The 26516-nt window shown below is 69.4% G+C and carries 22 protein-coding genes; 9 read left to right on the plus strand and 13 right to left on the minus strand.

Features of this window, described 5'->3' with window-relative positions:
- Positions 1 to 25 precede the first annotated feature (25 nt).
- Together QHF84_RS32520 and QHF84_RS32525 are read right to left on the minus strand one after the other, a co-directional pair.
- Positions 26 to 607 carry a hypothetical protein gene (locus QHF84_RS32520; protein WP_281317379.1) on the minus strand — a complete coding sequence of 194 codons (582 nt, stop codon included), beginning with the start codon at positions 605 to 607 and terminating at the stop codon, positions 26 to 28.
- A 91-nt stretch (positions 608 to 698) separates the two neighbouring features.
- Positions 699 to 1433 carry a hypothetical protein gene (locus QHF84_RS32525; RefSeq protein ID WP_281317380.1) on the minus strand — a complete coding sequence of 245 codons (735 nt, stop codon included), beginning with the start codon at positions 1431 to 1433 and terminating at the stop codon, positions 699 to 701.
- Between the two features lie 69 nt (positions 1434 to 1502).
- On the opposite strand from QHF84_RS32525, the gene QHF84_RS32530 reads away from it, so the two are divergent.
- Complete coding sequence (locus QHF84_RS32530) at positions 1503 to 2378, plus strand: hypothetical protein (RefSeq protein WP_281317381.1); 876 nt, start codon at positions 1503 to 1505, stop codon at positions 2376 to 2378.
- 320 nt (positions 2379 to 2698) lie between these two features.
- On the opposite strand, the gene QHF84_RS32535 is transcribed toward QHF84_RS32530, so the two are convergent.
- Positions 2699 to 4936: a prolyl oligopeptidase family serine peptidase gene (locus tag QHF84_RS32535; protein ID WP_281317382.1), complete on the minus strand. Its 2238-nt coding sequence runs from the start codon at positions 4934 to 4936 to the stop codon at positions 2699 to 2701.
- A gap of 75 nt (positions 4937 to 5011) precedes the next feature.
- On the opposite strand from QHF84_RS32535, the gene QHF84_RS32540 reads away from it, so the two are divergent.
- Entirely contained in the window at positions 5012 to 5710 is a 699-nt protein-coding gene (locus QHF84_RS32540) for a glutathione S-transferase N-terminal domain-containing protein (RefSeq protein ID WP_281317383.1), read from the plus strand.
- Positions 5711 to 5771: 61 nt separating this feature from the next.
- A complete protein-coding gene (locus QHF84_RS32545; protein ID WP_281317384.1) occupies positions 5772 to 7259 on the plus strand; it encodes a hypothetical protein in 1488 nt (495 codons plus the stop codon).
- Between the two features lie 7 nt (positions 7260 to 7266).
- Here QHF84_RS32545 and QHF84_RS32550 read toward each other — a convergent pair whose 3' ends face one another.
- Complete coding sequence (locus QHF84_RS32550) at positions 7267 to 7941, minus strand: phosphoribosylanthranilate isomerase (RefSeq protein WP_281317385.1); 675 nt, start codon at positions 7939 to 7941, stop codon at positions 7267 to 7269.
- A 247-nt stretch (positions 7942 to 8188) separates the two neighbouring features.
- Here QHF84_RS32550 and QHF84_RS32555 point away from each other — a divergent pair, with 247 nt between their 5' ends.
- On the plus strand, positions 8189 to 9136 hold the full coding sequence (locus QHF84_RS32555) for a M15 family metallopeptidase (RefSeq protein ID WP_281317386.1): 948 nt from the start codon (positions 8189 to 8191) through the stop codon (positions 9134 to 9136).
- A gap of 69 nt (positions 9137 to 9205) precedes the next feature.
- Here the strand turns inward: QHF84_RS32555 and QHF84_RS32560 are convergent, their stop codons facing one another.
- A complete protein-coding gene (locus QHF84_RS32560; protein ID WP_281317387.1) occupies positions 9206 to 9883 on the minus strand; it encodes a hypothetical protein in 678 nt (225 codons plus the stop codon).
- Positions 9884 to 10200: 317 nt separating this feature from the next.
- On the opposite strand from QHF84_RS32560, the gene QHF84_RS32565 reads away from it, so the two are divergent.
- Positions 10201 to 11415: a M48 family metalloprotease gene (locus QHF84_RS32565; RefSeq protein WP_281317388.1), complete on the plus strand. Its 1215-nt coding sequence runs from the start codon at positions 10201 to 10203 to the stop codon at positions 11413 to 11415.
- A 3-nt stretch (positions 11416 to 11418) separates the two neighbouring features.
- Here QHF84_RS32565 and QHF84_RS32570 read toward each other — a convergent pair whose 3' ends face one another.
- Both QHF84_RS32570 and QHF84_RS32575 read right to left on the minus strand, forming a co-directional pair.
- Positions 11419 to 12561: a S8 family serine peptidase gene (locus QHF84_RS32570; RefSeq protein ID WP_281317389.1), complete on the minus strand. Its 1143-nt coding sequence runs from the start codon at positions 12559 to 12561 to the stop codon at positions 11419 to 11421.
- The gene (locus QHF84_RS32575; RefSeq protein ID WP_281317390.1) at positions 12561 to 13724 is read right to left on the minus strand and encodes a Stp1/IreP family PP2C-type Ser/Thr phosphatase; all 1164 of its coding nucleotides are present in this window, start codon (positions 13722 to 13724) and stop codon (positions 12561 to 12563) included. Before QHF84_RS32575 ends, QHF84_RS32570 begins: the two co-directional genes overlap by 1 nt.
- A gap of 185 nt (positions 13725 to 13909) precedes the next feature.
- On the opposite strand from QHF84_RS32575, the gene QHF84_RS32580 reads away from it, so the two are divergent.
- Positions 13910 to 14662 (plus strand): hypothetical protein, encoded by a 753-nt coding sequence (locus QHF84_RS32580; protein WP_281317391.1) that lies wholly within the window; start codon positions 13910 to 13912, stop codon positions 14660 to 14662.
- Between the two features lie 55 nt (positions 14663 to 14717).
- Entirely contained in the window at positions 14718 to 16022 is a 1305-nt protein-coding gene (locus tag QHF84_RS32585; RefSeq protein ID WP_281317392.1) for a sigma 54-interacting transcriptional regulator, read from the plus strand.
- On the opposite strand, the gene QHF84_RS32590 is transcribed toward QHF84_RS32585, so the two are convergent.
- The 3 genes from QHF84_RS32590 to QHF84_RS32600 form a co-directional block, all read right to left on the minus strand.
- A complete protein-coding gene (locus QHF84_RS32590) occupies positions 15992 to 17326 on the minus strand; it encodes a PEGA domain-containing protein (protein ID WP_281317393.1) in 1335 nt (444 codons plus the stop codon). The genes QHF84_RS32585 and QHF84_RS32590 overlap by 31 nt on opposite strands.
- A 95-nt stretch (positions 17327 to 17421) precedes the next feature.
- The gene (locus QHF84_RS32595) at positions 17422 to 18639 is read right to left on the minus strand and encodes a hypothetical protein (protein ID WP_281317394.1); all 1218 of its coding nucleotides are present in this window, start codon (positions 18637 to 18639) and stop codon (positions 17422 to 17424) included.
- 78 nt (positions 18640 to 18717) lie between these two features.
- Positions 18718 to 19233 (minus strand): YbjN domain-containing protein, encoded by a 516-nt coding sequence (locus QHF84_RS32600; protein WP_281317395.1) that lies wholly within the window; start codon positions 19231 to 19233, stop codon positions 18718 to 18720.
- On the opposite strand from QHF84_RS32600, the gene QHF84_RS32605 reads away from it, so the two are divergent.
- Complete coding sequence (locus QHF84_RS32605; RefSeq protein WP_281317396.1) at positions 19220 to 21160, plus strand: N-acetylmuramoyl-L-alanine amidase; 1941 nt, start codon at positions 19220 to 19222, stop codon at positions 21158 to 21160. The genes QHF84_RS32600 and QHF84_RS32605 overlap by 14 nt on opposite strands.
- 10 nt (positions 21161 to 21170) lie before the next feature.
- Here QHF84_RS32605 and QHF84_RS32610 read toward each other — a convergent pair whose 3' ends face one another.
- Complete coding sequence (locus QHF84_RS32610; RefSeq protein WP_281317397.1) at positions 21171 to 21776, minus strand: response regulator; 606 nt, start codon at positions 21774 to 21776, stop codon at positions 21171 to 21173.
- A gap of 61 nt (positions 21777 to 21837) precedes the next feature.
- Entirely contained in the window at positions 21838 to 22791 is a 954-nt protein-coding gene (locus tag QHF84_RS32615) for a hypothetical protein (RefSeq protein ID WP_281317398.1), read from the minus strand.
- A gap of 227 nt (positions 22792 to 23018) precedes the next feature.
- On the opposite strand from QHF84_RS32615, the gene QHF84_RS32620 reads away from it, so the two are divergent.
- The gene (locus QHF84_RS32620; RefSeq protein ID WP_153817702.1) at positions 23019 to 23381 is read left to right on the plus strand and encodes a TraR/DksA C4-type zinc finger protein; all 363 of its coding nucleotides are present in this window, start codon (positions 23019 to 23021) and stop codon (positions 23379 to 23381) included.
- A gap of 99 nt (positions 23382 to 23480) precedes the next feature.
- Here the strand turns inward: QHF84_RS32620 and uvrA are convergent, their stop codons facing one another.
- Complete coding sequence (gene uvrA, locus QHF84_RS32625) at positions 23481 to 26369, minus strand: excinuclease ABC subunit UvrA (protein WP_281317399.1); 2889 nt, start codon at positions 26367 to 26369, stop codon at positions 23481 to 23483.
- Positions 26370 to 26516 lie beyond the last annotated feature (147 nt).

Here is a 26516-nt window from a genome sequence, read left to right on the forward strand (position 1 = left end):
TGCGGCTCAAATCATCACGACGCGCTCAACCTGCGCAGCCGGGGCATCGCTGGCGCACGAGGTCTTCGGCCCTGCGCACGCGATCCTTCGCGTTTGCGCACCGCGTGTCGCCTTCGCCGGCGAGGTCGCAGAGGTGTGTGGCGGCGCGGCCCATCGACTGCAGGGCGCGACATGCGGTCATGCATGGGTCTTGCGAGACGGGCGAGGCTTCGTCGGCGCCGGGTGACACGCGCTCGGCGCGCTTTGCTTCGGTTTCGGCCTTCGTCTCGGCTGGCGCGGGGGCTGTGGTCGTGGGCGCGGGCGCGGCTGGAGGCGCGGGGGGCGGCGGCGCGGCGTATGGGGACTGCTGTGACTGCGCTCCGCCGTAGGTCGACTGCTCCTGCGCCATCGCTTGCAGGGGCCGCGTCGGGTACAGGCCGAGTGCGACTTGCACCTCGCGTTCGGCTTGATCGAGCGCGGCTACCGGGTCTTCGGGTGGCGCGCTGGTCATGCCTTCGCTCTGGGGGGAGGGCACGCTGCCGCCGCAGCCGACGGCGATCATGGGTGCGGCGATCGAGGCCAGGGCGAGAGCGACAATCTGCGTGGCGCGGCGGGGCTTGCGTTTCATGCAGTCTCCACGTTGGACGTTCGGCGCGCAGGATCCGGCTCAACGGCTCGGCCTCGGCCGGACAACGCGCGAGCCCTCCGCACCTTACAGGTCAGAGCGCGCTCCGTGCGCCGGTCTCGTGCATCTCGAGCAGCTCCTTCGTCACGGCTGCGCCGCTGCCTCGCGTGCCCTCGGAACGGACGAACCCGGTGATCGGCACGACTGGATGGCGGAAGACTGTCTCTTTCATCTTCACGCCGCCTTGGTCGTGCTCGGCCTCGTACACGAAGCAGCCCTGGAACAGGCCGGCTGTCACCTTCGCCTCCTTGCGCTCGGCCTTCGTGAAGTCCGGCGGGTTCAGGATTGTGGCGAACTCCTCCACCCCTTCGGCGGCCTTCACGATCGCCTCCTTCGCGGTCTGCTCCTGCACCGGGCCGGTATCTTGCTTCGTGCGCATCTTGCGGATTGCGCTCTTGTCGAAGCCTTTGCTTGCCGCGTTCTCCACTAGAAACTGGGAGATCGTCGTGCCGCTCGGCGTGTTCGACTCGATCTCGTACAAGAACGCCTCGCCTTCCTTGTCGACGATCCGCACGAAGACCTGGGACGGCGGCGCGCCCTTTGTCTCTACGGCGACCCGGATCCACTGCCCCACGGCGAGGGGTTTTTGGGTGAAGGCCTCGGCCGCCGGGTACTCCGGCACGGGTCGCGCCCGCTTCTTCTCCTGGGGTTGGGTCGTCGACGCGGCGGCCGGGGCCTGCTCTTTCCCCTGGGTCTCTTGCTTGCCCTGGCAGCCGAGGGCGACGAGTGCGAGGAGCAGCGGCAATCGGTGCATCGAGGTCCGCGTCATCGGGGAGGGAAGGAAGCACGACGCGGAAGGAAATGGCAAGCGCGACGGGCCTACGATAGCCTCGCGATCATGTCCTTGCCCGATGGTTATTCGCGTCTCGGCGCCGAGGAGAAGCTCGATGCGCTCTGGGCCCTCGTGAGCTCCGATCCGTACCCGGAAGGCGCGCTGCCAACCCGCGTCCCGGGTCCGTGGGGGCGGCGCAAGCTCTTCAGCACCTCGTTCAACCGCGGCTCGTTCGAGCTGCCCGGCGACGAGCTGCCTCCCGATCGGCCGAAGCTCGTGCACACGTATGGCTCGTGCGCGCGCGTGACCGTGAAGATCACGGCGCCGCACCCGTACACCGGCGTCCTGGCGAAGGGCGGACCTGCGCTGCTCCGCTTCTCGGATGCGAAGGGCGGCGGCAGCTTCGCGCCTTCGATTGCGCTGAAATTCCTCGTGACTGGCAAGCCATCGCTGAACCTGCTCGCGCTGCCGAACGATTATCGCGAGAAAGGCGACCTGCGCTGCTTCTCCAGCGTCTATTGCAACTCCACCGTGCCGGCGAAGGAGTTCGATACGAAGCTCGTGCAGGGCGCGTTCCAGAAAGCCGCGAAGGCGCTCGGCGGCACGCGGCTTTACAGCGTGTACTTGCCGCTGCACCACCTCGCGGGCATGGGCGCGGATGGCGCGGCCGCGGAAAACCCCGTCGTGCCCGACCGCGTCGAGTTCCACCCGACGGACGAGGCGAAACGCGCCTGCCCGGATGCGTTGGATTTCCGGCTCTCGCTCGGCCGTATGCCCGCGGGGATCAAGCTTTTCGATTTGCGCGTGGCGTCGAAGATCGACAAGCCGGCCGAGCCCATGGGCGAGGTGTGGCTGGACAGCACGTTCGTCGCCTCGAAGTACGGCGATGAACGATTGTTCTTCGCGCACGACGTCGGGCCGACGACGGATGTTCCGCATTGAGCTCGTTCCCTCGACCACCAGGGCGTGCTTGAGGTCCGATCCCGCCCCACCCCTCGCCGGCGAGCCCCGCGCCCTGGTCCGACTCCGCCCGTTGCCTCGCCGTCGAAACCCCGCCCTGATCCGACTCCGCCCGTTGCCTCGCCGACGAGCCCCCCGCCCTGATCGGACTCCGCCCGTTGCCTCGCCGACGAGCCCCCCGCCCTGATCGGACTTGCTCCAGGCCTCGCCGACCAGGCCCGGCTGCTGGTCCGATCTCCTCGAGGGGCCTCGTCGACCACGCCTTCAGGTGAACTTACGTTGTACTGTGATGTAGGCGTACGTCAGCCGGGAGGCGTCACGCCGAGCTGCCAGAACAGGAACGAATACACGTCCGTCGCCTCCTCGATCTTCTTCGAGATCGGCTTCCCGGCGCCGTGCCCGGCCTTGCCCTCGACGCGCAGCAGAATCGGTTTGTCCCCACCCGCCTCGGCCTGGAGCAGCGCCGCCATTTTGCGCGCGTGCAGCGGATCCACGCGGCTGTCGCCCTCGGCCGTCGCGAAGAGCACGGCGGGGTAGGGCGTCCCGGGCTTCACGTTGTGATAAGGCGAATACGCACGCAGCCATTCGAATTGCGTCGGATCCTCGGCCGAGCCGTATTCGGGGATCCAGAGCTTCGCAATCAGGAACTTGTGGTAGCGGATCATGTCGAGCAGCGGCACCGCGCACACGGCCGCGCGGAAGAGCTCCGGCCGCTGCGTGATCGCCGCGCCGACGAGCAAGCCTCCATTCGAGCCGCCCATCACCGCGAGGCGCTCCGAAGACGTCACCTTGTCCGCAATCAGCTTCTCGGCGACCGCATACAGATCGTCGAACACGTTCTGCTTCTCGCCCAGCATCCCCGCGCGGTGCCACGCCTCGCCGTATTCGCCGCCGCCGCGCAGGTTCGCCACCGCCACCACGCCGCCCTGCTCCAGCATCACGTACCGCGAGCCCGCGAACGCCGGCATCTGCGCGATGTTGAACCCGCCATACCCCGTGAGCACCGCCGGCGCCTTGCCGTCCCGGGCCACGCCCTTCTTGTGCACGAGGAAGTACGGCACCATCGTCCCGTCCTTCGAACGCGCCTTTTCCTGCGTCACCACGAACTCGGACGCGTCCACGGGCGGCTTGATCTCCGCCCACGTGCTCACCTTCTCCGTCGCGAGATCAAAGCGGAGCACCGTGCTCGGCACCGCGAACGAGGTGAAGCCGAGGAACGCCTCGTGCCCGTCCCACTCGCCGCTCGCGCCGCCCGTCGTGCCGATCGTCGGCAGCGTGATCTCGCCCTTGGGCTCGCCCGTCGCCGAGAAGCGCTTCACCACCGAGTGCGCGTCGACGATGTACGTCGCGAAGATCTGCCCGCCGATCGACGTCACCGCCTGGAGCACGTCCTTCGTCGCCGGCAGGATCTTCTTCCAGTGCTCGCGCGCGGGCTTCTGCGGGTCGACGCGATAAAGCTCGTACGTCGGAGCGCCGTCGTTCGTCCGGACGAGCAGGAAGTCGTCGTACACGTCGACGTCGTAGATCGCGTTCTCCTTCGGCACCGCGAGCGGTACGAACGTGGCCTTGGGCCCGGCCTTTCGATCGAGCAGGTGTGCCTCGATCCGGCTCCAGCCCATGTGCACGGTCGCCACGAGCCAGCGGCCATTCGGCGAGATCGTGACGCTCGGCGAGTCCGTCATCGCGCGGCCCGCGCCGAAGACGAGCGGATCCTTCTCCCAGGATCGACCGAGCTCGTGCAGGTAGACCTTGCGGTGATAATGCTCCTCGCCCGCAGGCACGTCGCCCTTCTGCGGGAAGCGCGTGTAGTAGAACGATTTGCCGTCGGGCAGCCACGCGACGGAGGCGTAGCGCGCGCGCGGGATCACCTCGGTCTCGGGCAGGTCTTTCCCGGTCTCCACATCCATCACGTAGAGCGTGCTTTGCTCGTCGCCGCCCGAGGAGAGCCCGTAGGCGAGCTTCTTGCCGTCCTGCGACGGCACCCAGAAATCGAGCGAGACGAGCCCGTCCAAGCCACGCGTGTTCGGGTCGACGAGCTTGCGATCCGCGCCGTCGACTCCATCACGCACGTAGAGCACCGGCTGATCCTCGGACGGCGCCTGGCGCGTCGAGAAATAACGGCCTTTGCCTTTCTTCGAGGCATACACGGCCGGCGTGCCGACGGACCCGATCCGGAGCAGCGACTCGATGCGGCGCGTGAGCGCGGCGCGGCCGGGGAGCGCGGCGAGGGCCTTTTCGGTGCGCTCGTTCTGCGCAGCTTGCCAGGCCTTCACCTCGTCGCTCTCGCCGTCTTCGAGCCAGCGGTAAGGGTCGTGGATCTCCTTGCCGTGCAGCGTCTCGACGATGTCCTCGCGCCGCGTGGGCACGGGGGGCTCTCGGCGAGCGGGCAGAGGCGCGGCGACGGCGCTCGCCGCGGGGGCGAGCGCGCCGGAGGGGTTCGGGTGTGAATCGGCGGGCGGAGGGGGGTTTGCAGAGCAGGCCATGGTCGCGAGCAGGGAGGGCAGGAGGAGGAGGGTCTTCGGGCGATGAACGGAGCGCACGGCGCACCGAGCTTTACCCGCGCGCGCGCCCTCGGCACTTCAATTCTGCCCCGGGATCACGTAACCAGGAGGACCATGAATCGAACCCTCGACGTCGCGACCTCGCTCGCCGCCACCCTGGCGCGCCTCGCCGGAGGTTTACGTTCCGGACACCTCGGCGAGCGCCCCGACAAGCTGCTCGAACTCTACGAGTTCGAAGGTTGTCCGTACTGCCGCAAGGTGCGCGAAGCCCTCACCATCCTCGACCTCGAGGCGATGATCTACCCGTGCCCGCGCGGCGGCAGCCGCTTCCGCACGATCGTGAAGGAGCGCGGCGGCAAGCACCTGTTCCCCTACCTCGTCGACCCGAACTCGGGCGCCGCGATGTACGAGTCGGACGACATCGTGGCCTATCTTTTCCGCGTCTACGGCGACGGAGAGGTGCCGATCTCCCTGCGCCTCGGCCCGCTGACGAACGCGTCGGCGATGATGGCGTCGGCCTTCCGCCCGGGGTTCGGCGCATTCGCGCGCCCCTCGCGCGCGCCCGAAAAGCCGCTCGAGCTCTGGAGCTTCGAGGCCTCGCCGTTCTGCCGCATCGTGCGCGAGGCGCTGTCCTGCCTGGAGATCCCGTACCGGCTGCACAACGTGGCGAAGGCCAGCCCGAGCCGGCAGGCGTTCATCGCGCGGAGCGGCAAGATGCAGGTGCCCTTCCTGCACGATCCGAACACGGGCGTGGACATGTTCGAGTCGGCCGACATCGTGGACTACCTGCGGAGGACGTACGAAATCCGCTGACGAGCCCGACAAGCCGCGCGCCGCGGAGCCCCCGATCGGGCCGAAATCGACGCTCTACCTCGTGGTCTCGTACCGGCACCCGGACGGGCTCGTGGGCGCGTTCGACCTCGAGGAGTACGAGAAGAAGCTCCTCGCGCGCGGCGACTTCAAGCCGAAGAAGATCGACGATCCGGCGCTGCTCCCGCACCTCAACATCCACGTGCGCGACGGGCGGCTCCTGCGCGCCTACGAGCCCACGGGCAAGCTCGCGAACCTCTTCGATCCACGCGCGACGTGGATCTTCGAGCGCGCGCCGAAGAAGGCGAAGCCCGAGGCCGAGGCGGGCAAAGGCGAGGCGGACAAACCCGAGAAACCCGACAACACGCCCGCGTCGAAGGAGGCCCGCAAGGACAAGAACGGCGGGATGCCGTGCAAGATCACGACGCCGCCGCGGCTCTTCGTGATCGAGACGGGGTACGTGTTCGTCGTGGTCGGCATCAAGCCGACGGCGCACACGTTGACGGCGTTCCAGGACCTCTACGCGGCCGTCGTGCGTCGCGGCATGACGCACCTCCTGCCGGAGAGCATGCCGCGCAAGAAGGCGGGCAAGGAGGGCGAGATGAAGGCGCACCCGTTCGTCGCGATGGGCGAGGAGGCCCATCTGGAAGACACGACGATCCGGCACTGGCTCAAGCTCTTCATCCCCGACGTGATGCTCGACGCGCCGATCGGGAGCTGGCCGAACCCGATGAGCGTGAACGTGCTCTACACGGAAGGCTTGCCCGACGCGGCGGCGCGGCATCGCCTCCGGCTCGCGCACGGGAGTGATCAGCCGATCGACCCGTCCGCAGCCGATTGCCGCATCGAGGGGCACCCCGCGATGTGGGAGCCCTCCGCGCGCGAGCTTTGCGTGTTCTCGCCCGTCGGCGTGACCTGGATGATCTGGCCGATCGACGCGAAGGGCCTGCTCTCGCAGTTCGAGTCCACGATGCTCGAGCGTTACCTCTACAAGTGGGTGCTCATCGAGCACGAGCGGCTCTTCTTGCTGGAGCTGTCCTCGTCGTGCGCGAGCATGTCGAACCGCCCCGACGGCCGTATCTTCGGGCGCCTACGCCTCGCGCTGCTCCAGTACACGGCGAAGTTCAGCTTCGGCCACATCAGCTCGGAGGAGCGGCACGATCGCTTCTATTGCGGCCTGCGGAGCGCGCTCGACATCGGCGGGCTCTTCGAAGAGGTGAAGGGCGAGATCACCGAGATCGACGAGTACCTTTCGGACAAACGCGCCGATCTCTTGAACCAGGTGCTCGCGTTCTTGACCCTCGTCCTCACGCCGGTCGGGCTCGTGATCGGGATCTTCGAGCGCGAGACGCTGCCCTCGTTCGATTTCGCCTGGAACGACCTCGTCGGGGCGAACGCGTGGGCGACGTGGAGCAAGCTCGTCTTCCACGTCCCGTTGTGGCTGACCGTGCTCTCGGCCGTCGTCGGGTTCGTCCTGTTCACGCGCCTGCTCGGCATGAACACGGTGCGCGGGCTCGTGCGGCGGATCAAGGATCCGGGCGCCGACGAGTAGCCGCTCGTCAGCGCGAATGCAGGGCCGCGAAGAAGCCTTCGAGCTTGGCCGGGTCGAGCTTGCCGTCCGTGCGTACGCCGTTGCAGAGGTCGACGCCGAAAGGCCGCACGGTGCGGATCGCGGTGGCGAGGTTGTCCGAACGGAGCCCGCCCGCGAGGTAGACCGGAAGCCGTACGCGCTCGCAGAGCCGCGCGCTGATCTGCCAGTCGTGCGTGCGCCCCGTCCCGCCGAGCTCCTTCACGGGCAGGTTGGGGTTGCCCGAGTCGAGCAGCACCGCGTCGACCTTGCCTTCGAGGCCGATCGCCTCCTCGATCGCCTCCTCGCCCATCACGTGGATGACCTGCACGATCCCGATGCCGGGCATCGCGGCGCGGAGCTCCTCGTACGTGCCGGACTCCAGCCGATCGAGGATCTGCACGACGCTCGTGCGGCAGCGCTTCTGCTGCTCGATGATGGCGCCGGCGTCCTGGTGGCTCGTGAGGAGGAAGGTGGCGACGCCGGGCGGGACGCGGGTCGCAATGGCCGTGATCTGCTCCTCGGTGATCGCGCCCGGTCCACTCGGGACCGGACCCACGAGGCCGAGGGCGGAGGCGCCCGCGTGAATGGCCATCCACGCCTCTTCCTCCGAGGCGATGCAGCAGATTTTTACGCGCGTCAGCAAGGGCAAGGGCAGGGAACGCATCGCGACATTGCGGGCCTTCCTTGCCCGCCGGCTCACCTCTACGCGGAAGCTCCGCCGGTGTGAAGTTTTTTTCGATCGCCGCCCACGCTCCCACGATTGCGTCGGCGCCGCGACGAGGGGGCTCGAGCGTGGATCCTTTTTCCACCTGGGGCTTGGTCGATCCACCCGATTGGGATGGCAATTCGAGATGATTGGACGACAAAAGGCCTCGGGCGCGCCCGGCACGCCGCGTGCTGGAGAGGCTGGCATGAACGCTCGCCCCACCCAATTTCGTGTTCTCGCCTTCGCCGCTGCCCTCGTTGCCACGCCCGTGTTTGCGGGCTGTATGGCCGAAGCTCCTCCCGAGGAGCTCGCCGGCGAGGCCGACGGCGTCGAATCCCCCGAACCGACCGATACCACGGACGAGGCCGTGGCCGGCAGCACCGTCTCGCAGGCCGCCGCGTCGAGCTGCTCGACGTCGAGCGTGAAGGGGCTTTCGCTCCAGATCATTGCCGAGGCGCGTTGCCTGAACCCCGACGCTTACGTGCCGATCACGAAGACCTCGAACGTGACGTTTGGCAGCGCGACGTTCGCGTACCTGGAGAAGCCCGCGGCCGACCGGCTCGTGGCGGCGCTCAAGGACAACCCGGGCAAGTCGATGACGATCAATTCGGCGCTCCGGACCGTTGCGCAGCAATACATGCTGTACAACTGGTACCAGAATGGCCGCTGCAGCATCAGCCTCGCCGCGAAGCCCGGGAACAGCAATCACGAGACGGGCCTCGCGCTCGACGTGAGCGAGTACAGCTCGTGGAAGACCATTCTGACGAACAAGGGCTTCAAGTGGCTCGGTTCGAGCGACGCGGTGCATTTCGATTACGCGGGCTCGGGCGCGGTGAGCTACAAGGGCCTCGACGTGAAGGCGTTCCAGCGCCTGTGGAATCGCAACAACCCGGGCGATACGATCTCGGTCGACGGCGCGTGGGGCCCGCAGACGGAGGCGCGCATGAAGAAGTCGCCCGCGGGCGGCTTCGCGAAGGGCGCGACGTGCGGCTCGGCGATCATGTACGACGATCACGAGGGCGAGGTCGGCGGCGCGGACGAGTCGTTCTCGCGTGACCCGAACGACGCGGACTTCTTCGTGCCGCTGCCGATCGACGCGGTCGAGGCGCAGCCGGAGCTCGAGCACGAGGCCTGCACGGACCACGCGCACTGATCCGCGGGGAGGGCGAGACATGAAAAAAGGGCGCGGGACGAACCCCGCGCCCTTTTTCATTTCAATGGTTCAGCGGGGGCGCTGGCGCGTCGGATCCCGTCGCTGCGGCACGAACGGAGGCGGAGGCGCGGGCGGGAACTGGCCCTGCTGTCCGACGTCGTCCCAACCGGGGATGGGGGGGGCGCCGCCGGGCGGATTGTCGAGAGGGCAATCGTCGGGCGGCGGAGGCGGCCCTTGCACCGGCCCCTGCTGCGGCGGTCCCTGCACCGGCCCCTGCTGCGGCGGCCCCTGCACCGGCCCCTGCTGCGGCGGCCCCGGAGGCGGAGGCGGCGGCTGGAACGGCGGCTGGAATGGCGGAGGCGGCGGCGGCACCGCGACCGGCTCGCAGATCTCGATGCAAGCCACGGCGTACGTCGAGCGACTACAATCGAGACAACGCTGCCCGCCCCAGCAGGACAGGTCGGGAATGCATTGCGTATCCGCCAGGCAATAGCCCAGGCACGATGCGTCGTTCCCCGGCGCGCAGCCGTCCCCCGGAAACACGCAGGTGCCCGCGCAGGTCTGGTTGAACGCGCATCGCGTCAGCGGAAGAGCGGACTCCGCCACGTTCGTCTCGGTCGTCTCGCCCACCTCCGCGCCCGAGCTGCGCAGCGCGCCTTCGCCGAGCGGATCGTCAGCACCGCAGCCGGCGCTCATCGCCGCCAAGCCACCGAAGATCACCCGGATGACATTCCAATGCTTCTTCAAGATGGACCTCCCCCCAAACCCCTGCTTCACGGCGGACGGCGCCCGCCCCGACGGCGCACACCTTCACCCCCGGTGCCAGCACCGTCCGCCGCGTCGCGGTTCTCTTCCCCAACCGCGGACGCCTACGCCTACCGGCGACGCCTCGGTGAGGAACGATGGGACCAGTGTAGCTGGAGGTGGGATAGGAGCAAGGCGAGGAGAGGGCAGGTGCGAGGGAGGAGGCGATTCGGGGGAGGCATCATTTCCGCGAACGGACCGTTGCGCGATGAACGGCGCACGACCGTCCATGGATTATGCTCGTGCGTATGCCTTCGTTCGTGCCGCGACCCCGCGGCCCTCTCCCGTTCCTGACGCTCTGCGCCTCGGCGATCGCTCTGTCCTCGGCGCTCGTCGCAGGCTGCCAGCGCGAGTCTCGGCCGACCTACGCCCAGACGCAGCCCCCGCCGGCACAATATCCGCCGCAGCAGGGGTACCCGCAGCAGGGGTACCCGCAGCAGGGCTATCCCCAGCAAGGTTATCCGCAGCAAGGTTATCCGCAGCAGGGGTACCCGCAGCAGGGGTACCCGCAGCAGCCGCAGCAGCCGCAGCAGACGACCCCGCAGCAGCCCACGAGCCCATTCCCCGGTTTTCCCTGGCCGTTCCCCACGACGGGGACGCCGACGACCGGCACGACGACGGGGACGCCGACGACCGGAGGGCTGCCGACCACGCCGCTGAACGATCCGATCAACAACGTCGACCTCAACTTCCTGCGCAGCCAGGCCGGCGTCGTGATGGGCGAGCTCATCGCCGCGCTGCCCGCGAACAAGCAGGCCATCGTGCGCGACATCCCGTTCGTCGCCGATCCCACGCCCGGCGAGGTGAACGCGTTCGCCGCGTGTGACGATCAGGGCCTGCCGCTCATGGCCATCACCGACGGCCTGCTCGAGATCGAGGCGTACATCGCGCAGTACAAGGCGAACGACGAGATCTTCGGCACGCGCAAGCTCGACGAGTACCTCCGGCTGCTCGCGCAGAAGGGCGCGATGGTGAAGCCGCCCGTGGGCTTCGTCGATCCGATGCAGCAGATCGACGGGCGCAAGATCCAGCGCCAGCACCAGCTCTTCGACGAGCAGGTCGGCTTCGTGCTCGGACACGAGCTCGGGCATCATCACCTCGGCCACCTCGGTTGCACGGCGAACCAGGGCGGCAGCCGCGGCGTGAACCCCGCCGATCTCGGCAGGCTGCTCTCGCGCACGCTGCCCGTGTTCAACCAGCCGAACGAGATCGCCGCCGACGTGGCCGGGACGAACAACGTGCTCTCCGCGGGCGCGCGTCGCAACGGCGGCTACCGGCTCACCGAGGGCGGCGCGGTGCTGACGCTGAACTTCTTTGCGAACCTCGATCAGCTCACGCCGGCGACGATCGTCTTCAACTTCGAGCGCACGCACCCGCACCCGCTGGTGCGCCTGCCGATCGTGCAGCAGACCGCGAACTCGTGGCGCATGACCGGCGGCGCGCCGAATCCGTTCGGCGGCCTCTTCGGTCAGTGAGAGCTAGCCCGCGCTCATGCCGCGCGCCGCTTCCACCGCGGCGCGCGGCTCCACCACACCCCAGCCTTGCCGTTCGAGCGCGATCCCCGGCGTGCCGCGCGCCGTCGTCATGAGGATGCGCCGCACCTGATGCGGGCGCAGCGCCGGGTTTGCTTCGAGCATCTGCGCGACCACGCTCGCCACGATCGGCGCGGCGAAGCTCGTCCCGTCGACGTGCTTGTAGTGGCCCGAGAGGACCTTGCGATTGCGGAGCTTCGCCGCGACGATCTGGCGCACGAGGTACGGCTCGCGGCGGCCCGCGATCGCGTCGAGATCGGCGTCGGAGCCGGCGTGCGCGGCGAGCAGCTCGAAGAGTTTGTCGTCGGGAGCTTCGTCGAGCCGCTTGAGGAGGCGCGCCTCGGCCGCGGTGGGCGTGCCGGGGAGGATCGGCGCCGCGACCCAGATCGCCGGCGCGATGATCTCGGGCTTCTGCAGGCCGTCGATGGTGAGGCCGTACGACGAGTGGTAGTGCTGCGACTGCTGCCCTGCGCCGCCGTCGTCGAGCCCACCCACGGCGATCACGCTCGGCGCGCTGGCGGGCGGCAAGACCTGATGATCGGCGAGGTGCCCCGCGTTGCCGGCGGCCGCGACGACGACGATGCCTTGTCGTGAAGCTTCGTCGGCCGCGCGAGAGAGGGGATCGGTGAGGAACGACTCCTCGTAGTCGCCGCCGCACGAGATGTTGAGCACGCGGATGCCGTAGCGCTCGCGGTTCTCGATGACCCAGTCGAGGCCGCGCCGGATGTCGTCGTGCACGATGCGGTGCGCGGAGCCGACCTTCACGAGCACGACGTTCGCTTCCCACGCGAGGCCGCGGAACTGCCCCGCCGAGAGCGCGCCGTTCCCCGCGGCGACGACGCTCGTCATCATGCCGTGCCACGACGAGACGTCCGAGCGCTCGAGCGCCTCGAGCCCCGCGTGCGGCGCGAAGAGGTCGTGGTAGGCGGCGATGCGATTGTACGGCGTCGTAAGATCGGGGTGCGCGTAAAAACCCGAGTCGAGGAACGCGATGGTGATGCCGCGACCGGCGTAGCGTGTGTCGGCGTCGAGACGATCGGCGATGGGCAGGACGCGCGTGCGTGCGCTCGAAGGGCCACGCTCGGGCATCAGTCGCTTTCGATCTTCCAGCCGCACTCGGTGCAGAAGGCGTTGCCGACGTAGAGCTCGTGATCGCAGCGCTTGCAGCGCGCCACGCGGATCTCGTCGATCGAGCGCGGGCCGTCCGTCTCGACGTCGCTGCTGGCCGCGAGCATGGCGAGGTCTTCCGGGGTCATCACCTCGCGCATCCCGTCGAGCTCGGCCCCGACGACCATCTCTTCGATGGGATCGCCGGGAGGCGGGCGGTACGAGCGCACGCCCTCGCTGTCCTGGATGTCTCGGTACCGCTGCGAGAACGGGATCGACGCGGCGACCTCCTCAACGGCGAGATCGGGCGCGTCTTCCTCCATCGCGGAGATCTGCGCCTCCGAGGGCGGCGGCGCGTCGTCGGCGCGGACGAGCAGCGCCGAGATGTTGTCGACGCCGCCGGCCTCGTTCGCCATCGCGATGAGGAGCTCGCATGCCTCCGACAGATCGGTCGTCAGGTCGAAGACCTCGAGGATCTGATCGTTGGAGATCATACCGCTCAGACCATCGGAGCAGAGCAGGAACATGTCGCCCGGCTCGATCTTCACGGTCTGCACGTCGACCTTCACCGCGTCCTTCATGCCGAGCGCGCGCGTGATCACGTTCTTCGGCAGGCGCGCGAGCTCCTCCTCGGTGAGGTCGGGCTTGAGCGCGAGCGCGTCGTTGATGAGCGAGTGATCACGCGTGAGCTGTTCGATCGCGGCGTCGCGGATGCGGTAGCAGCGGCTGTCGCCGACGTGCGCGATGTGCAGGCTCTCGCCGCCGTCGTAGTGGATCGCGACGATCGTCGAGCCCATGCCGCGGTGCTCTTTGTGCGTCGACGAGATCTCGTAGACGTCGCGGTTGGCCTTGCGCACGGCTTGCGCGAGGCGCTCGGCGGGGCGTGGCAGATCGACTTCGTCGTTCGGCGTGGGCAAGGGGAGCTCCCCTTGCTGCGTCGCCTCGAAGAAGTTCTGCATCGAAGTCGCCGTGAGGGCGCTGGCGACGTGTCCCGTGGAATGTCCGCCCATGCCGTCGGCCACCACGAAGAGGTCGAGGCTCTGCGCCACGAGCACGTTGTCTTCGTTGTGCCTGCGTTGGCGGCCTACATCGGTCATGCCCGCGGCCACGAGGCGAAGGATGTGGCGCGGCTGGGTCTTGGACATGCGACACGCGATTATAGCGGCCGCTCCCTGGTCCTCGGCTAGTTCCTCGTACGGTCTCCCCGCGCATGCCCCCCTCCGTCAGCCCTCCGTCGTGGGCGCGCTCATACGCGGCGGTCGAACAAGGTTCCCGAGGGCCGTGCGCTTTGCGCTTTGCGCGCGGGCCGTGGTCGTTCTAGAGCCCTGCCGTGACGTTCCCCCGCTCCCTCCGCGCGTTCGTCGCCGCCGCGCTCGTCGCGGCCCCCTTGCCCGCCCTCGCGCAATCGCCCGCTCCGGCCCCGGAGGACGCCGCCGAGGCCGAGGAGCCGCCGGAGCCGGGCGCCGGGATTCCACGGGCCTACGCGCCCGACTGGCGCAAAGGCGCCTTCCTCCTGTCCGTGGGGGGCGGCTACGTCGTGCCCCTCGGCAGCATCGCCTCGGGCGTCACCGCGGCCGACCTCGTCTCCGGGGGGCCCGGCGTCTCGGTCGGGCTCGGGTTCGGCCTGAGCCGGCACGTGTCCTTCGAGCTCGAAGGAAACTACGGCCTGCTCGGCGGCGGCGAGACCTGTACTGGGTGCTCGGGGAGCACCCTCGGCGCGGGGATGCGCCTCGTCTACCACCTCGCGCAGGGCATCGCCTTCGATCCCTGGGCGAGTTACGGCGTGGGCTTCCGCACTTCGCTCGTCGAGGCGCCCGAGACCGGCACGGCCCCGGCGTTCGGCATCGGCCGCTCGCAGGGCATCGATTTCGCGCGGATCACGCTCGGCGGCACGTTCTACCCGCACCCGGTCTTCGGCTTCGGGCCGTTCCTGGAGGGGACGGTCGGCTCGTACCGCCTGCGCCCCGATGTGGGGACGTCGCCGAGCGTGTACGGGTTTTTCCAGGTGGGGTTGCGCGTCACGTTCGACCCGCTGCGCGCCGGCAAGGTGCGCGCGTCGTCCCGGGTCGCCACGTCGTTCTGAACGAGCGCGCGACTTTTCACGCAACTGCGCGGGGCTCCGCGTCGATGGAGCGTTCGTGAGGAACGAACGTTCGCGGGACACGACGGTGGAGATCGGCGGAAACCAGGCGGCGCTCGGCGCTGCGTGGATCTGCGTGGATGACGGCGGGAACGAGCGCGTCGTCAGGCTCGGGCCCGGCGAGGAGATCGTCCTCGGCGCGGGCGAGGGCGTGGACATGCGGCTCGTCGATCCGACGGTGAGCGCGCGCCACGCGACGCTCGTGCATCGAGGCAGCGTGATCGAGGCGGTCGATCTCGGATCACGCAACGGGATGCGCGTGGCGGGCACGCGCGTCGCGCGGGCCTTTCTCGGGACGGGGAGCACGGTCGAGCTCGGCCGCGCCGTGGTGCGCGTCGAGGGAAGCGCGCTCGCGAGGGAGACGCATCAAGGTGCGCCGCTCTCGCTGCTCGTGGGGCGGAGCGCGCCGATGCGAAGGCTCGGCGGAGCCGTACGCAGGCTCGCGCCGCTCAAGCTGCCCGTGATGATCCGCGGCGAGTCGGGGACGGGCAAGGATCTCGTGGCGCGCGCGCTGCACGATGAGAGCCCGCGCAAGGGCAAACCGTTCGTCGCGCTGAACGCCGCGACGATCTCGCGCGAGCTCGCGGAGTCGGATCTCTTCGGCCATCAGCGGGGCGCGTTCACGGGCGCGCTGCGTGATCGTCGCGGCGCGTTCCGCGAGGCGCACCAGGGCACGCTTTTCCTCGACGAGATCGCGGCGCTGCCGCTCGACGTGCAAGCCAAGCTCCTGCGCGTCGTGGAGGAGGGGAGCGTGCGGCCGCTCGGATCGGAGACGGTCACGCCCGTCGACGTGCGGCTCGTGGTGGCGACGTGCGAGCCGATCGAGCAGATGGTGGCGGCGCGGCGGTTCCGCGCGGACCTGTACGAGCGGCTCGCGGTGTGCCTCGTGCGTGTGCCGCCGCTTCGCGAGCGCACGGAGGACATCGGGGCGCTCTGCATGCACCTCTTCGCGACGTCGGAGATCGGCCCGCGCGAGCTCTCACCCGGCGCGCTCGCGGCGCTGCGCGCTTCGAGTTGGCCGGGCAACGTGCGCGAGCTCCGAAACGTGATCGTGCAGGCGGCCGTACGCGCGCCGGGCGTGATCCAGGCCGAGCACGTGACGTCGGTGCTCGCGGAGCGTGGAGGACGGCGCGTGAAGCTTCGTCCCGACGACGCGCGACGGTTGTTCGAGGAAACGGGCGGCAATACGAGTGAAGCGGCGCGGCGCGCGGCGGTCCCGCGATCGACGATGCGGGACCTCCTGCGCGCCGCGGGGACGACGGCGAGGTCGTCTCAGAACGTGCCGACGACGCCGAGCCCTTGATACGTCGACGAGACGCTCGGCGTGACGGCGAGGACACGCGGGCCCTCGTTCGAACCCGTCGTCGAGGTCGAGCTCTTCTTCGGCAGGTACCAGTCGAGCAGCGCGTAGACGCCCGTGCCGATCGCGCCGACGCCGAAGAGCACCCAGCCGGTCGTGGCCACGGCGACGTTCGTGTCGTAGTCGGAGAGATCCTTGCGCAGCACGCCGCAGGCCTGCTCGTAGCCCACCAGATCGCTGCCGGACGACTCGGTCGATCCACAAGGCGGGTTCTTGCCGAAGTTCGTGTTCGGATCGTTCGCCGCGTGCGAGCGGATCGTGGCCGCGTGCTCGTCGGCCTTCCCGCTCGCGACGCTCGCGCCGATCGAGAAGCCGATGCCGAGGCCGAGGCCGATCACCGCGACGCCCGAGCCGACCCACGCGAGGGGCTTGTGCGTGTACCACTTCAGGAACGGCTCACGCGTGCCCGTGGTCGTGTCGGCGCTGCCGTCCGGCCCCTGCGGCGCGATCACGCCCGAGTCGACCGGCGGGAGGCCCGAGCTCGCGGTCGACGAGCCCGCGGGCGGCGTGCCCGTGCTCGCCTGCGTTCCGTAGGGGTTCGCGGCGGGCGTCGTCGTCGCAGGCGGGTTCGCCGCGGGCGGGTTCGCCGCGGGCGGAGGCGGCGGCGGAGGCGGCGGAGGCGGCGGAGGCGGCGGCGGCGACGCAGCGCCGGCGACGCCGAGCACGAGGTTCGCCGCGGTGGCCGAGCCTTGCTTCGCGTCGACCTTCGTGGTCGTCGTCTTGCCGCCGTACGTCGCCGTGACCGTGTGCGCGCCCGGCTTGACGAAGATCACGTTGAGCAGCGGCGACCTGCCGTAGCTCGTTCCATCGACGGACACGTCGGCGCCGTTCGCGTCGACGATCACCACGATGTGACCGGTCTTCTTCTTCGCCTCGGCGATGCCCTTCTCGGCGGTGGCTTTCTGGTCGGGCGAGGCCGAGGGCATCTCGCGGAGGAACTGCTGCAGGTGCATGCCCGCGTCCTCGGGGTGGTTCGAGCGCAGCTCGCTCTGGCCGAGGTTGAGCAGCACGGCGGGGTGACGCTTCAGCGCGTAGGCTTGCAGGAACGCGGAGCGCGCGTCCTCGAAGCGACCGGCGTCGAACGCCTTCACGCCGTCCTCGTAGCGTTGACGAGCGACCTCGGTGACGGCGTCGGGCTGCGCGAACGCGCGTGCTTCCATGAGGTCGGGAGCGATCCCGGCCTCTCCGAGGAGGGCAGGGACCGTGAACGAAAGGAACAAGGCGGTGGCGCAAGCGCGTGTCTTCATCGAACCCTCGGTGCATCGCGACGGCGGGCGATGCGATCTTCGTTGCGGCATTCTTCGCACCCCGAGGAGGGCACGGGCAAGCGATTAGCGAGCGCTCAGAACGGCGTCTCGCGGATGATGCCGCCGCCGGGCTTCGGGGCTGTCGTAGCGGGAGGTTTGGGCGCCGCAGTTTTTGCGGTCGTCGGTGCAGACGTAGCGGGTTTTTTCGTGGTGGCTGCAGCCGTTTCGACAGGCTTCGGCGGCTCGACCTTCGGAGGTTCGACCTTCGGAGGTTCGACCTTCGGCGGCTCGACCTTCGGCGTCGTCGCAGCGGCCACGGGCTCCGTGGTCGGCGTCGTCGTCGCGGTCGCGGTCGGCGTCGGGGGAGGGGGCTCTGGCGTGGGCGGCGTGGCGACGGTCTCGATGGGACGCGCTTCCATCGTCGGCGTGGGCGCGGGGGCAGCGTTCTCGGTCGGTGTCGGCGCGGGTTTCGGCGCCTCGGTCGCGTTCGTCGTGACGGGCGGCGGCGTGGGTTTGTCCGAGCCGCCGAGGATGCCTTTCGCGACAAACGCGAGGGCGGCGAGGCCCACGAGCGCGACGGCGACCTTGACGAAGATCCCCTTTGGCGGGCCGCTCACGGGGATCTCGGGCGGCTCGTCGGCCATCGCGGCGTCCATGCGCGAGAGGCTCGCTTCGTCCACGGCAGGCGGCGCAGCCGCGGGCGGCTCGTCCGCCTTCTCCGCGGCGGGCTGCGCTTCGTCGGCCTTCGCCTCGTCCGCGTTTGCCTCGTCCGCCTTCGGCTCTTCTGCGTTCGGCGCGTCGGCCTTTGCCTCGTCTACGTTCGGCGCGTCGACCTTTGCGTCGTCGGCTTTCGGCGCATCGGCCTTTGTTTCGTCGACCTTCGGCGCGTCGGCTTTCGCTTCGTCGGCTTTTGGCGCGTCGGCCTTTGCGTCGTCGGCTTTCGGCGCGTCGACCTTTGCTTCGTCGACCTTCGGCGCGTCGGGTTTCGGAGCGTCGGCCGCCTTCGGCGCGTCGACCTTCGGCGCGTCGACCTTCGGCGCGTCGGCCTTCGGCGCATCGACCTTCGCGGCGCCGTTCACGTGGGGCTGCGGTGCCCCGTTCGTCTTCGCCGCGCCATTGTCGGCGGGCGGAGCGGGCGCCTCGGCGCGCGCCGCGACCTGCGGCGGGGCCACGACCGCACCCGCCGCGATCTCGGGCGCGAGCGCCGCCTTCGGATCGTCTTGCTCCCAGGACGGCTTGTACTGCAGCGCGAGCCGATCCAGCTCGTCCGGCGTGGGGACTCGCGGCTTCGCTTGGGGTTCTTGGACAGTCATGACCAGACGAGAACGTATCACCCGTCGCGTGCGAGCGGCAACGCAGCGGCGTCGATCGTGGAGGCAGGGCCGAGAGCGTCAGTCGCCGAACGCGGAGGCCGGCTTTTCGTTCCCCCCGAACTCGGCGACGAGCTTGTTCTGCCACTCGTCCGCCACGTCCCCCACGGTCGTCACGATGTCCTCGAACTCCTCGTAGTCGAGCGCGGACAGGCGCCGCAGGCACCGCACCACCACGTCGTCGCGCGCCGCGTCGATCGCGAACGCCGCGTCACTCGTGCGCACGAAAGACAGCTCGAGCAGCTTCCGGTAGAAGCCCTCCCGACCCCGCGTCGGTACCGCCATGATGGGCGCGAAGATCATCAGGACGCCCTGCCGTTCGAGCACGTTGATCCCGATCGTGACCGCCCCGCGTTGCACGTGGGCATATCCGCCGTCGTCGAGCACGTGCCCCTCGTGACCCGCGTCGCTCGCCGGGAGGTATTTCGCGACGTAGCGACGGAGATACGCGTTGACCATCGCAGTCGCGTCGGCAAAGTTCTCGCCGGAGAGCCGGTCGGCGTAGATAGGGATCGAGGTGGGCGTGGAGTCGGACACGGGGATCCTCCGGAAGATGTGCTCGGGCCCCGCGACGCGTGGGGTCGCCGCGGGCGCTGCCCCGTCGTTCGCGGTCCACCGGCGTACCGCGGTGCAGCACCGTCATGGTATCTCCGCCCTCCGCGCCGCGGCGATCCTTTTTGCGTGCGGAGCGCCGGTCCTCGGCTGCAGCTCGGGTGCGTCCAGCCCACCCGCGCCGCCCCCGAGCGACGAACAACGCGCCCAGGCCCTCCTCGACCCCGCCGCGGCGCTCCCGCCCCGCGCCGAGGTCGTGGCCCTCGCCGACGCCGTCGCCATCGCCTCCTCCCGCGCCGGACGCACCGAACGCGGCTCCGCCCTGGCCATGCTCGCCGCGGACCTCCGCGCCCGCTCCTTCCGCCTCGACCAAGCCGAAGCCGACGCCCGCGAGGCCCTCGAGCTCTACGCCGCCGCCGCGAGCGCCGCCGCCGGCACCCTCCAGGGCTGCGAGGCCGATCGCCGCCGCGCCCTGCTCGCCGGCGAGCTCGCCCGCGACGCCGCCGTCTCCTACCGCGAGACCTACCTCGCCTCGCGCCGCCAGGCCGTCCTCGCGCCGCGCACGCCGTGCCACGCCGCGCTCGAGCGCACCCTCGCGATGTCGTCCGCCTACCGCCCCCGCGCCGACGCGCTCCGCGCCCTCGAACGGGAAGGCGACCTCGCCTCGGAGGCCGCCTCGCGTGGCGCGCCGTCCCCCTCGGCCTTCGCCGCGTCCCCGCCGCCGTCCGGCGCCGTCACCCCCGAGTCCGCGCCGTCGTCACCCGCATCGTCAGCCCAGGCTTCGCCCGAGGGGCAGGTCGTCGTGACCCCGCGTGATGCGGTCGCGGCCAAGGAGCCGGTGAAGATCGTCGCGCTCGAACCCTTCGGCTCCGAGAAGGGCGGACGTGTGGTCATCCACCTGAGTGGCCCGACCACGTTCCAGGTCGGCACCCTCGGCGCCGACGCCGCCGCGGGCAAGGACGCGCGTGTCTTCGTGGACATCGCCCGCGCCAGCTCCAAGGGCGTCCCGCGCGAGACCGAGGTCGGCGGCGTCGTGCGTCGCGTCCGCCTCGGCGCTCAGGAGGGCGGCGGCACCCGCGTCGTCCTCGACCTCGCCGCCTCGCTTTATCGCCGCGTCTTTTATCTACCCGACCCGTTCCGCATCGTCGTCGACGTGAGCACGCGCCCACCGGTTCGGAAGGACGAACAGGACGCCTCGGGCAAACGCGAGGTGCGCCGCGTCGTCCTCGATCCCGGCCACGGCGGCAACGACACCGGCGCCGTCGGGCCCACGGGCCTCAAGGAAAAGGACGTCACGCTGGACATCGCGCACCGCGCCGCGACCATCGTCTCGCGTGAGCTCGGCATCGAGACCTTGCTCACGCGCGACGACGACACGTACGTCCCCCTCGACCTCCGCACCGCGCGGGCCAATGCGTTCCACGCGGACCTCTTCGTCTCCGTCCACTGCAACGCGTCCGAGAACGGACAGGCGCGCGGGCCCATGACGTTCTCGCTCGATCGCGTGCGTGATCCCGAGGGCCTCGCGATGCGCGTGGCTGCGCGGGAAAACGCCTCCCGCCCGCGCAAGACCGGCCAGGAGGGCGACGCGCGCTCCATCGACGAGGAGATGGCGCTCATCGCGTCGAACCTCGACGTCGGCGACCTCATGGCCCGGTCGCGGCACGTCGCCGATCTGGTCCAGCGCTCCGCGCTCGCGTCTCTCGGCGTACGCTGGCCGGACACGAAGGATCAGGGCACGAAGACCGCGGGCTTCTTCGTGCTCGTCGGCGCGGACATGCCCGCCGTCCTGTTCGAGACGTCGTTCATCTCGAACCCGGACGACGAGGCCCGCCTCGCCACGGCCGACTATCGGCAGAAGCTCGCCGATGCCGTGGCGAACGCGATCCGCGCCTACCGCGAAGGCAAATGATCCGCCCGCCTCACTCCCTTTCGAGGCCCATCAGCCGCTCCAGCGAGTCGCGCAGCTCCGCGGCCTCGCCCTTCTTGATGAAGTCGTAGGCCCCGGCCTCCGTCGCGTTTTTCTTCATCTCCTCGGCGTCCGAGTAGACGATGCAGCGGATGTGGGAGGTCGTGTCGATCGACCGCAGCCGTTCGAGGCACTTCACGCCGTCGAGCCCCGGCATCCGGACGTCGAAGACCATGGCGTCGGGCTGGATGCTGCCGACGGCCACGAGCGCGTCGAACGGATCCTGGAACGTCGTCAGCTCGAAGCGCTTGCTCAGGGCCTTGCGCAGCGAGGCGAGGACGACCGGATCGTCGTCGACGGCCACGACCTTGGGTTTGCCGAGGCGGAGCACCTCGGGGATCGGATAGCCGTACTTCCGCAGAAAATCGAGGACGTCGAGCCTCCGGAAGCGCAGGTGCCTGCCCGGCGTCCGGAAATGCCGGATTTCCCCCTTGTCTGCCCAGTTGTGGATGGTCTTCAGATCCACCTGGCAAAACCGCGCCACGTCGCTCGCGGTGAACAGCTCCGGCTGATTCGTCGTCGTGGTCGTGGTCGGCGTCGTGTTTTCTTTGGCTTCCATGACTTCCGGCCTCCTCGGCCCAGTCCACTCTCTCGGGGGCTCTAGCTCCGACAAAAGGGAGCTAAGTCCCCGAACCCCCATCGTCCACCGAAGTCGCAACGTCCCGCTCGTCGAGGCTCGTCTCGACCCCCGGCACATCGGGAGAAGCGAATCCTTTGCCGAACTCAGGCGCGTCCTCGGCAGCAAAACGGCCATCACGCAGGACGTAGCGGCTCGGACCGGCGACCCGCTGTTCCCTCACGGAGTGTGCAGGATCACCGGGCAAAGCGATGAAAGGCGGAGCGTCGCCCTCGCCCGGGACGAACACCGGGCAGATCGGCAGGAGCGACTGCCGCGCGGCGAGGGCGAGCGCACCGTGCACGTCTCGCTCGCCCGCGAGCAATTCCAGGGTGCGCGACGTGGGCGGCGCGAGAAAGAAACGCCCTTCCGCCGCGGCGTCGAGGACGTCCGACGGCCGGGCCCAGAGGCTCATCGTGGTCTCGTGATCGTCGTGCCGTCCCTCCTGTCCCTCGGGCAAAGGGAGCAGGAAGAAGCGAGCATCAAACCGACGGGACTCTGCCTCGGGCGTGACCCACCGCGCGAACGGGGCGAGCGTATCGAGCAAAAGACGCTTTCCGCGCCGGACGAGCGCGTCGAAGAGGCGGCTCCCGGCGACGAGCTCGGCCGCGAGGGCATCGAGCTCCGGGCCGGCGGCCGCGGGCGTGACCGGCAGGATCCGCCCCTCTTCCAGCGTCTCCCGGCATGCCGCGATGCAGAGCGCGAGGGCGCTCGCCCGCTCGGTGGCCATCGAGAGGACCCGCGCGTCCGCGGCGGTCGCCGCGGTTTCCCAGGCGGGATCGAGGTCCGACGGATCGACTTTTCCGCCGGGAAAGACGAGCGCCCCGCCCATGAACGCGGACTTCGCGTGTCGCCGCACACAGAAGACCTCGAGCCCCTGGGCACCGTCGCGGATGACGACGACGGTGGCGGCATCGCGGGGTTCACTCGTTTTTCGGTTGATGTCGAATTCCAGCAAGGTGGAAGGTTTTGTCCCACGTCGAGAGGAAGTCGTCAAACACGCATCTCGGCCGGTCTCGACCGTGGTTGACGTCAGGGAATCCGTCGCCTAGCCTTCCGCGCCCTCCTTCACGGGAGGGCCGGAAATGGACGGCATTCGTCCGTCTCTAGCCGTACTTCGTCGAGGTGCCCGGATTGCATGAGGCGGGGGGCACCCGAAGGGCGACACGTCGAGGGAATTGCACAATGAACAAGGCCCAGCTCAAGAAGTTCAAGGCTTTGCTCGAGGCGAAGCGGGACGAGATCGTCAAGAAAGCAAAGCAGACGCTGAGTGAGGACATGGCCCTCGACGCGAGCGATCTCCCCGACGAGATGGACCTCGCGTCGAGCGAGTATCTGCAATCCTTCACGTTCCGGCTCCGCGGCCGGGAGAAGTCGTTCCTCGACAAGATCGAGAAGGCCCTCATCAAGATCGAGGACGGAACGTTCGGTCAGTGCGAGGAGTGCGAGGAAGAGATCGCGCAGAAGCGCCTCGAAGCCCGCCCCGAGACGAGCCTCTGCATCCGCTGCAAAGAGGATCAGGAGCGCGCCGAAAAAGACTACGGCTGATCTTTGGTCGAGGGGTTTTGTGGAGGGGGTTGGGCTCGGCCCAACCCCCTACGCGCCCCGCTCGGGCGGGGCGCTACCCCAGGTCCGTCGCCGCTGTCTCTACTTCGAGCGCTTTCCCGGCCGCTTGCGCCCGGATTCGAGGACCTCGCGCAGGTAGCGCCCGGTATGCGATTCCGGGACGCCGGCCACGTGCTCCGGCGGCCCGCACGCCACGACCACGCCGCCGCGCTCGCCTCCCTCCGGCCCCATGTCGATCACCCAGTCGCTACACGCGACCACGTCGAGGTTGTGCTCGATCACCACGACCGTGTTCCCCGCGTCGCGCAAGCTCGACAGCGCGCCGATGAGCACCTCGATGTCCGAGAAATGCAGGCCCGTCGTGGGTTCGTCGAGGACGTACAGCGTGCGCCCCGTGGCCTTGCGCGCGAGCTCGCGCGCGAGCTTGACGCGTTGCGCCTCGCCGCCGGAGATCGTCGTCGCCGGTTGTCCGAGCCGGATGTAGCCGAGCCCGACACGCGCGAGGGCGAGGAGCCGCTCGCGTACACGCGGGATCGCCTCGAACTGCTCGATCGCCTGATCGACCGTGAGCTCGAGCGCGTCGGCGATCGACATGCCGCGGTAGAGCACCTCCAGCGTCTCGCGGTTGTACCGTTTGCCGCCGCAGGTCTCACACGTGACGAACACGTCCGGCAGGAAGTGCATCTCGACGCGGAGGACGCCATCGCCTTGACACGCCTCGCAGCGTCCGCCCTTCACATTGAACGAGAAGCGCCCGGCCTTGTAGCCACGCGCGCGTGACTCCGGCAAACCGGCGTAGATCTCGCGCAGCAAGCTGAAGACGCCGGTGTACGTGGCCGGGTTCGACCGAGGCGTGCGCCCGATGGGCGCCTGATCGATGGAGATGACCTTGTCGATGTGCGAGAGGCCCTCGATGCCGTCGCACTCGCCGATCGGCGCGCTCGTGCGGTAGAGCGCGGCGCGCGCGGCGGGCAGGAGCGTGTCCACGATGAGGCTCGACTTGCCCGAGCCCGAGACACCCGTGACGGCGCAGAGCACGCCGACGGGGATCTCCACGTTCACGCCGGTGAGGTTGTGCGCGCGCGCGCCCACGAGCTTGATCACGCGCCCGTCGCCCTTGCGACGCTTCGTCGGGATCGGAAGGTGTTTGTCGCCCGAGAGCCAGGGCCCGGTGACCGAGAGCGGGTTCTTCGCGATCTCCGCGGGCGTGCCCTCGGCCACGACCTTGCCGCCGTGCACGCCGGCCCCGGGGCCCATGTCGACCACGTGATCGGCCGCGAGGATCGCGTCCCGGTCGTGCTCGACCACGACCACGCTGTTGCCGAGATCCACGAGCCTGCGCAGCGCTTCGAGCAGGCGCGCGTTGTCCCGCGCGTGCAGGCCCACGCTCGGCTCGTCGAGCACGTACAGCACGCCCACGAGCGCCGCGCCGATCTGCGTCGCCAGCCGGATGCGTTGTCCCTCGCCGCCGGAGAGCGTCTGCGCCGATCGATCGAGCGTGAGGTAGTCGATGCCCACGTCGATGAGGAAGCCGAGCCGCGCGATCACCGCGCGGAGGAGCGGCTCCGCGATCGCCCGCTCGCGCGGCTGCAGCGGCCCGTCCTTGTGCGCGATCGTCTCGAGGAACGCGCGCACCGTGCGCAGCGCCATCGTGCCGATGTCGGCGATGTTCTTGTCCGCGATCTTCACGGCGAGCGCCTCGGCCCGCAGGCGCTTGCCCTTGCAGACGTCGCAGACGCGCGTGACCGCGTACCTTCCGATGTCCTCCGAGCCCGCGACGTCGTCGTCGAGATCGTCGTCGTCCTCGCCGGAGATCACGCCGTCGCCCTGTTCGAGCTGCCGCTCGAGCCGCGGCACGATCCCCTCGTAGCCCTCCTTCGCCTTCTTCCGACCCTTCGCCGCCGTCGCCTCCGCGCCGAAGAGCAGCGCTTTTCGATCGGCCTCCGAGAGATCACGGAACGGCACGTCGGGGTTCACGCCGAGCGAGCTCACCGCCCGCTCGGTCTCCGTCGAGAGCGCGAGCGAGCCGCGCCGACCCCATGCGACGATCGCGCCCTCGCGCAGCGTGCGCTTCGGATCCGGCACGACGCGCTCCGGATCGATCCGCGTGCGGAACCCGATGCCGTCACACGCAGGGCAGGCGCCGTGCGGGCCGTTGAACGAGAACATCCGCGGCTCGATCGGCGGCAGCGAGATGCCGCAGGCGATGCAGGCGAAACGCTCGCTCATCCAGATCGGTTCGGCGCGCGATCGTTCGGTCGAAGGATCCGCGAGCAGCCGGCCTTCGCCGAGCTTCAGCGCGAGCTCGACCGAGTCCGTGACCCGGCCCTTCACGCCCTCCTTCACCACGATGCGGTCGATCACCACGTCGAGGTCGTGCGCCTTCGTCCGATCGAGGACGATCTCGTCGCCGAGGTCCACGACCTCTCCATCGATCCGTGCGCGCACAAAACCTTCGCGGCGGAGGCGATCGAGCTCCAGCTTGAGCTCGCCGCGGCGGGCGCGGGCGATCGGGGCGAGCACGGTGACGCGCGCGCCTTCGCCGAGGCCGAGGATACGATCGACGATCTGCTGCACCGTCTGCGCCTCGATACGCGCGCCGCAGCTCGGGCAGTGCGGCGTGCCGACGCGGGCGAAGAGCAGGCGCAGGTAGTCCGAGATTTCCGTGACGGTCCCGACCGTGGAGCGCGGGCTCTTCGCGAGCGCGCGTTGCTCGATGGCGATCGCGGGCGAGAGCCCCTCGATCGACTCCACGTCGGGCTTGGCGAGCTGTTCGAGGAACTGGCGCGCGTACGCCGAAAGGGACTCTACGTAACGTCGTTGTCCCTCGGCGTAGATCGTGTCGAACGCGAGCGACGACTTCCCCGAGCCGCTCGGGCCGGTGATGACGACCAGGCGATCACGCGGGAGGGAGAGGCTGACGTCCTTGAGGTTGTGCTGGCGAGCGCCGCGAATGACCAGGCGATCCATGGACTCGCGACACCTAGCACGCTCATCGTGCTGCGGCTCCCGTGTTGTCCACGGCTTCCGGGCTCTCCGTCGTCCCGCGAGGACCAACCGCTCCCCTGGGCGCCCCACGCGTTTCACGGCACGGGGGCCGGCTTTGCCGCGCCTGCT

Origin of the sequence: Polyangium sp. y55x31, from assembly GCF_029946505.1 — a bacterium.
GTDB lineage: Bacteria > Myxococcota_A > Polyangia > Polyangiales > Polyangiaceae > Polyangium.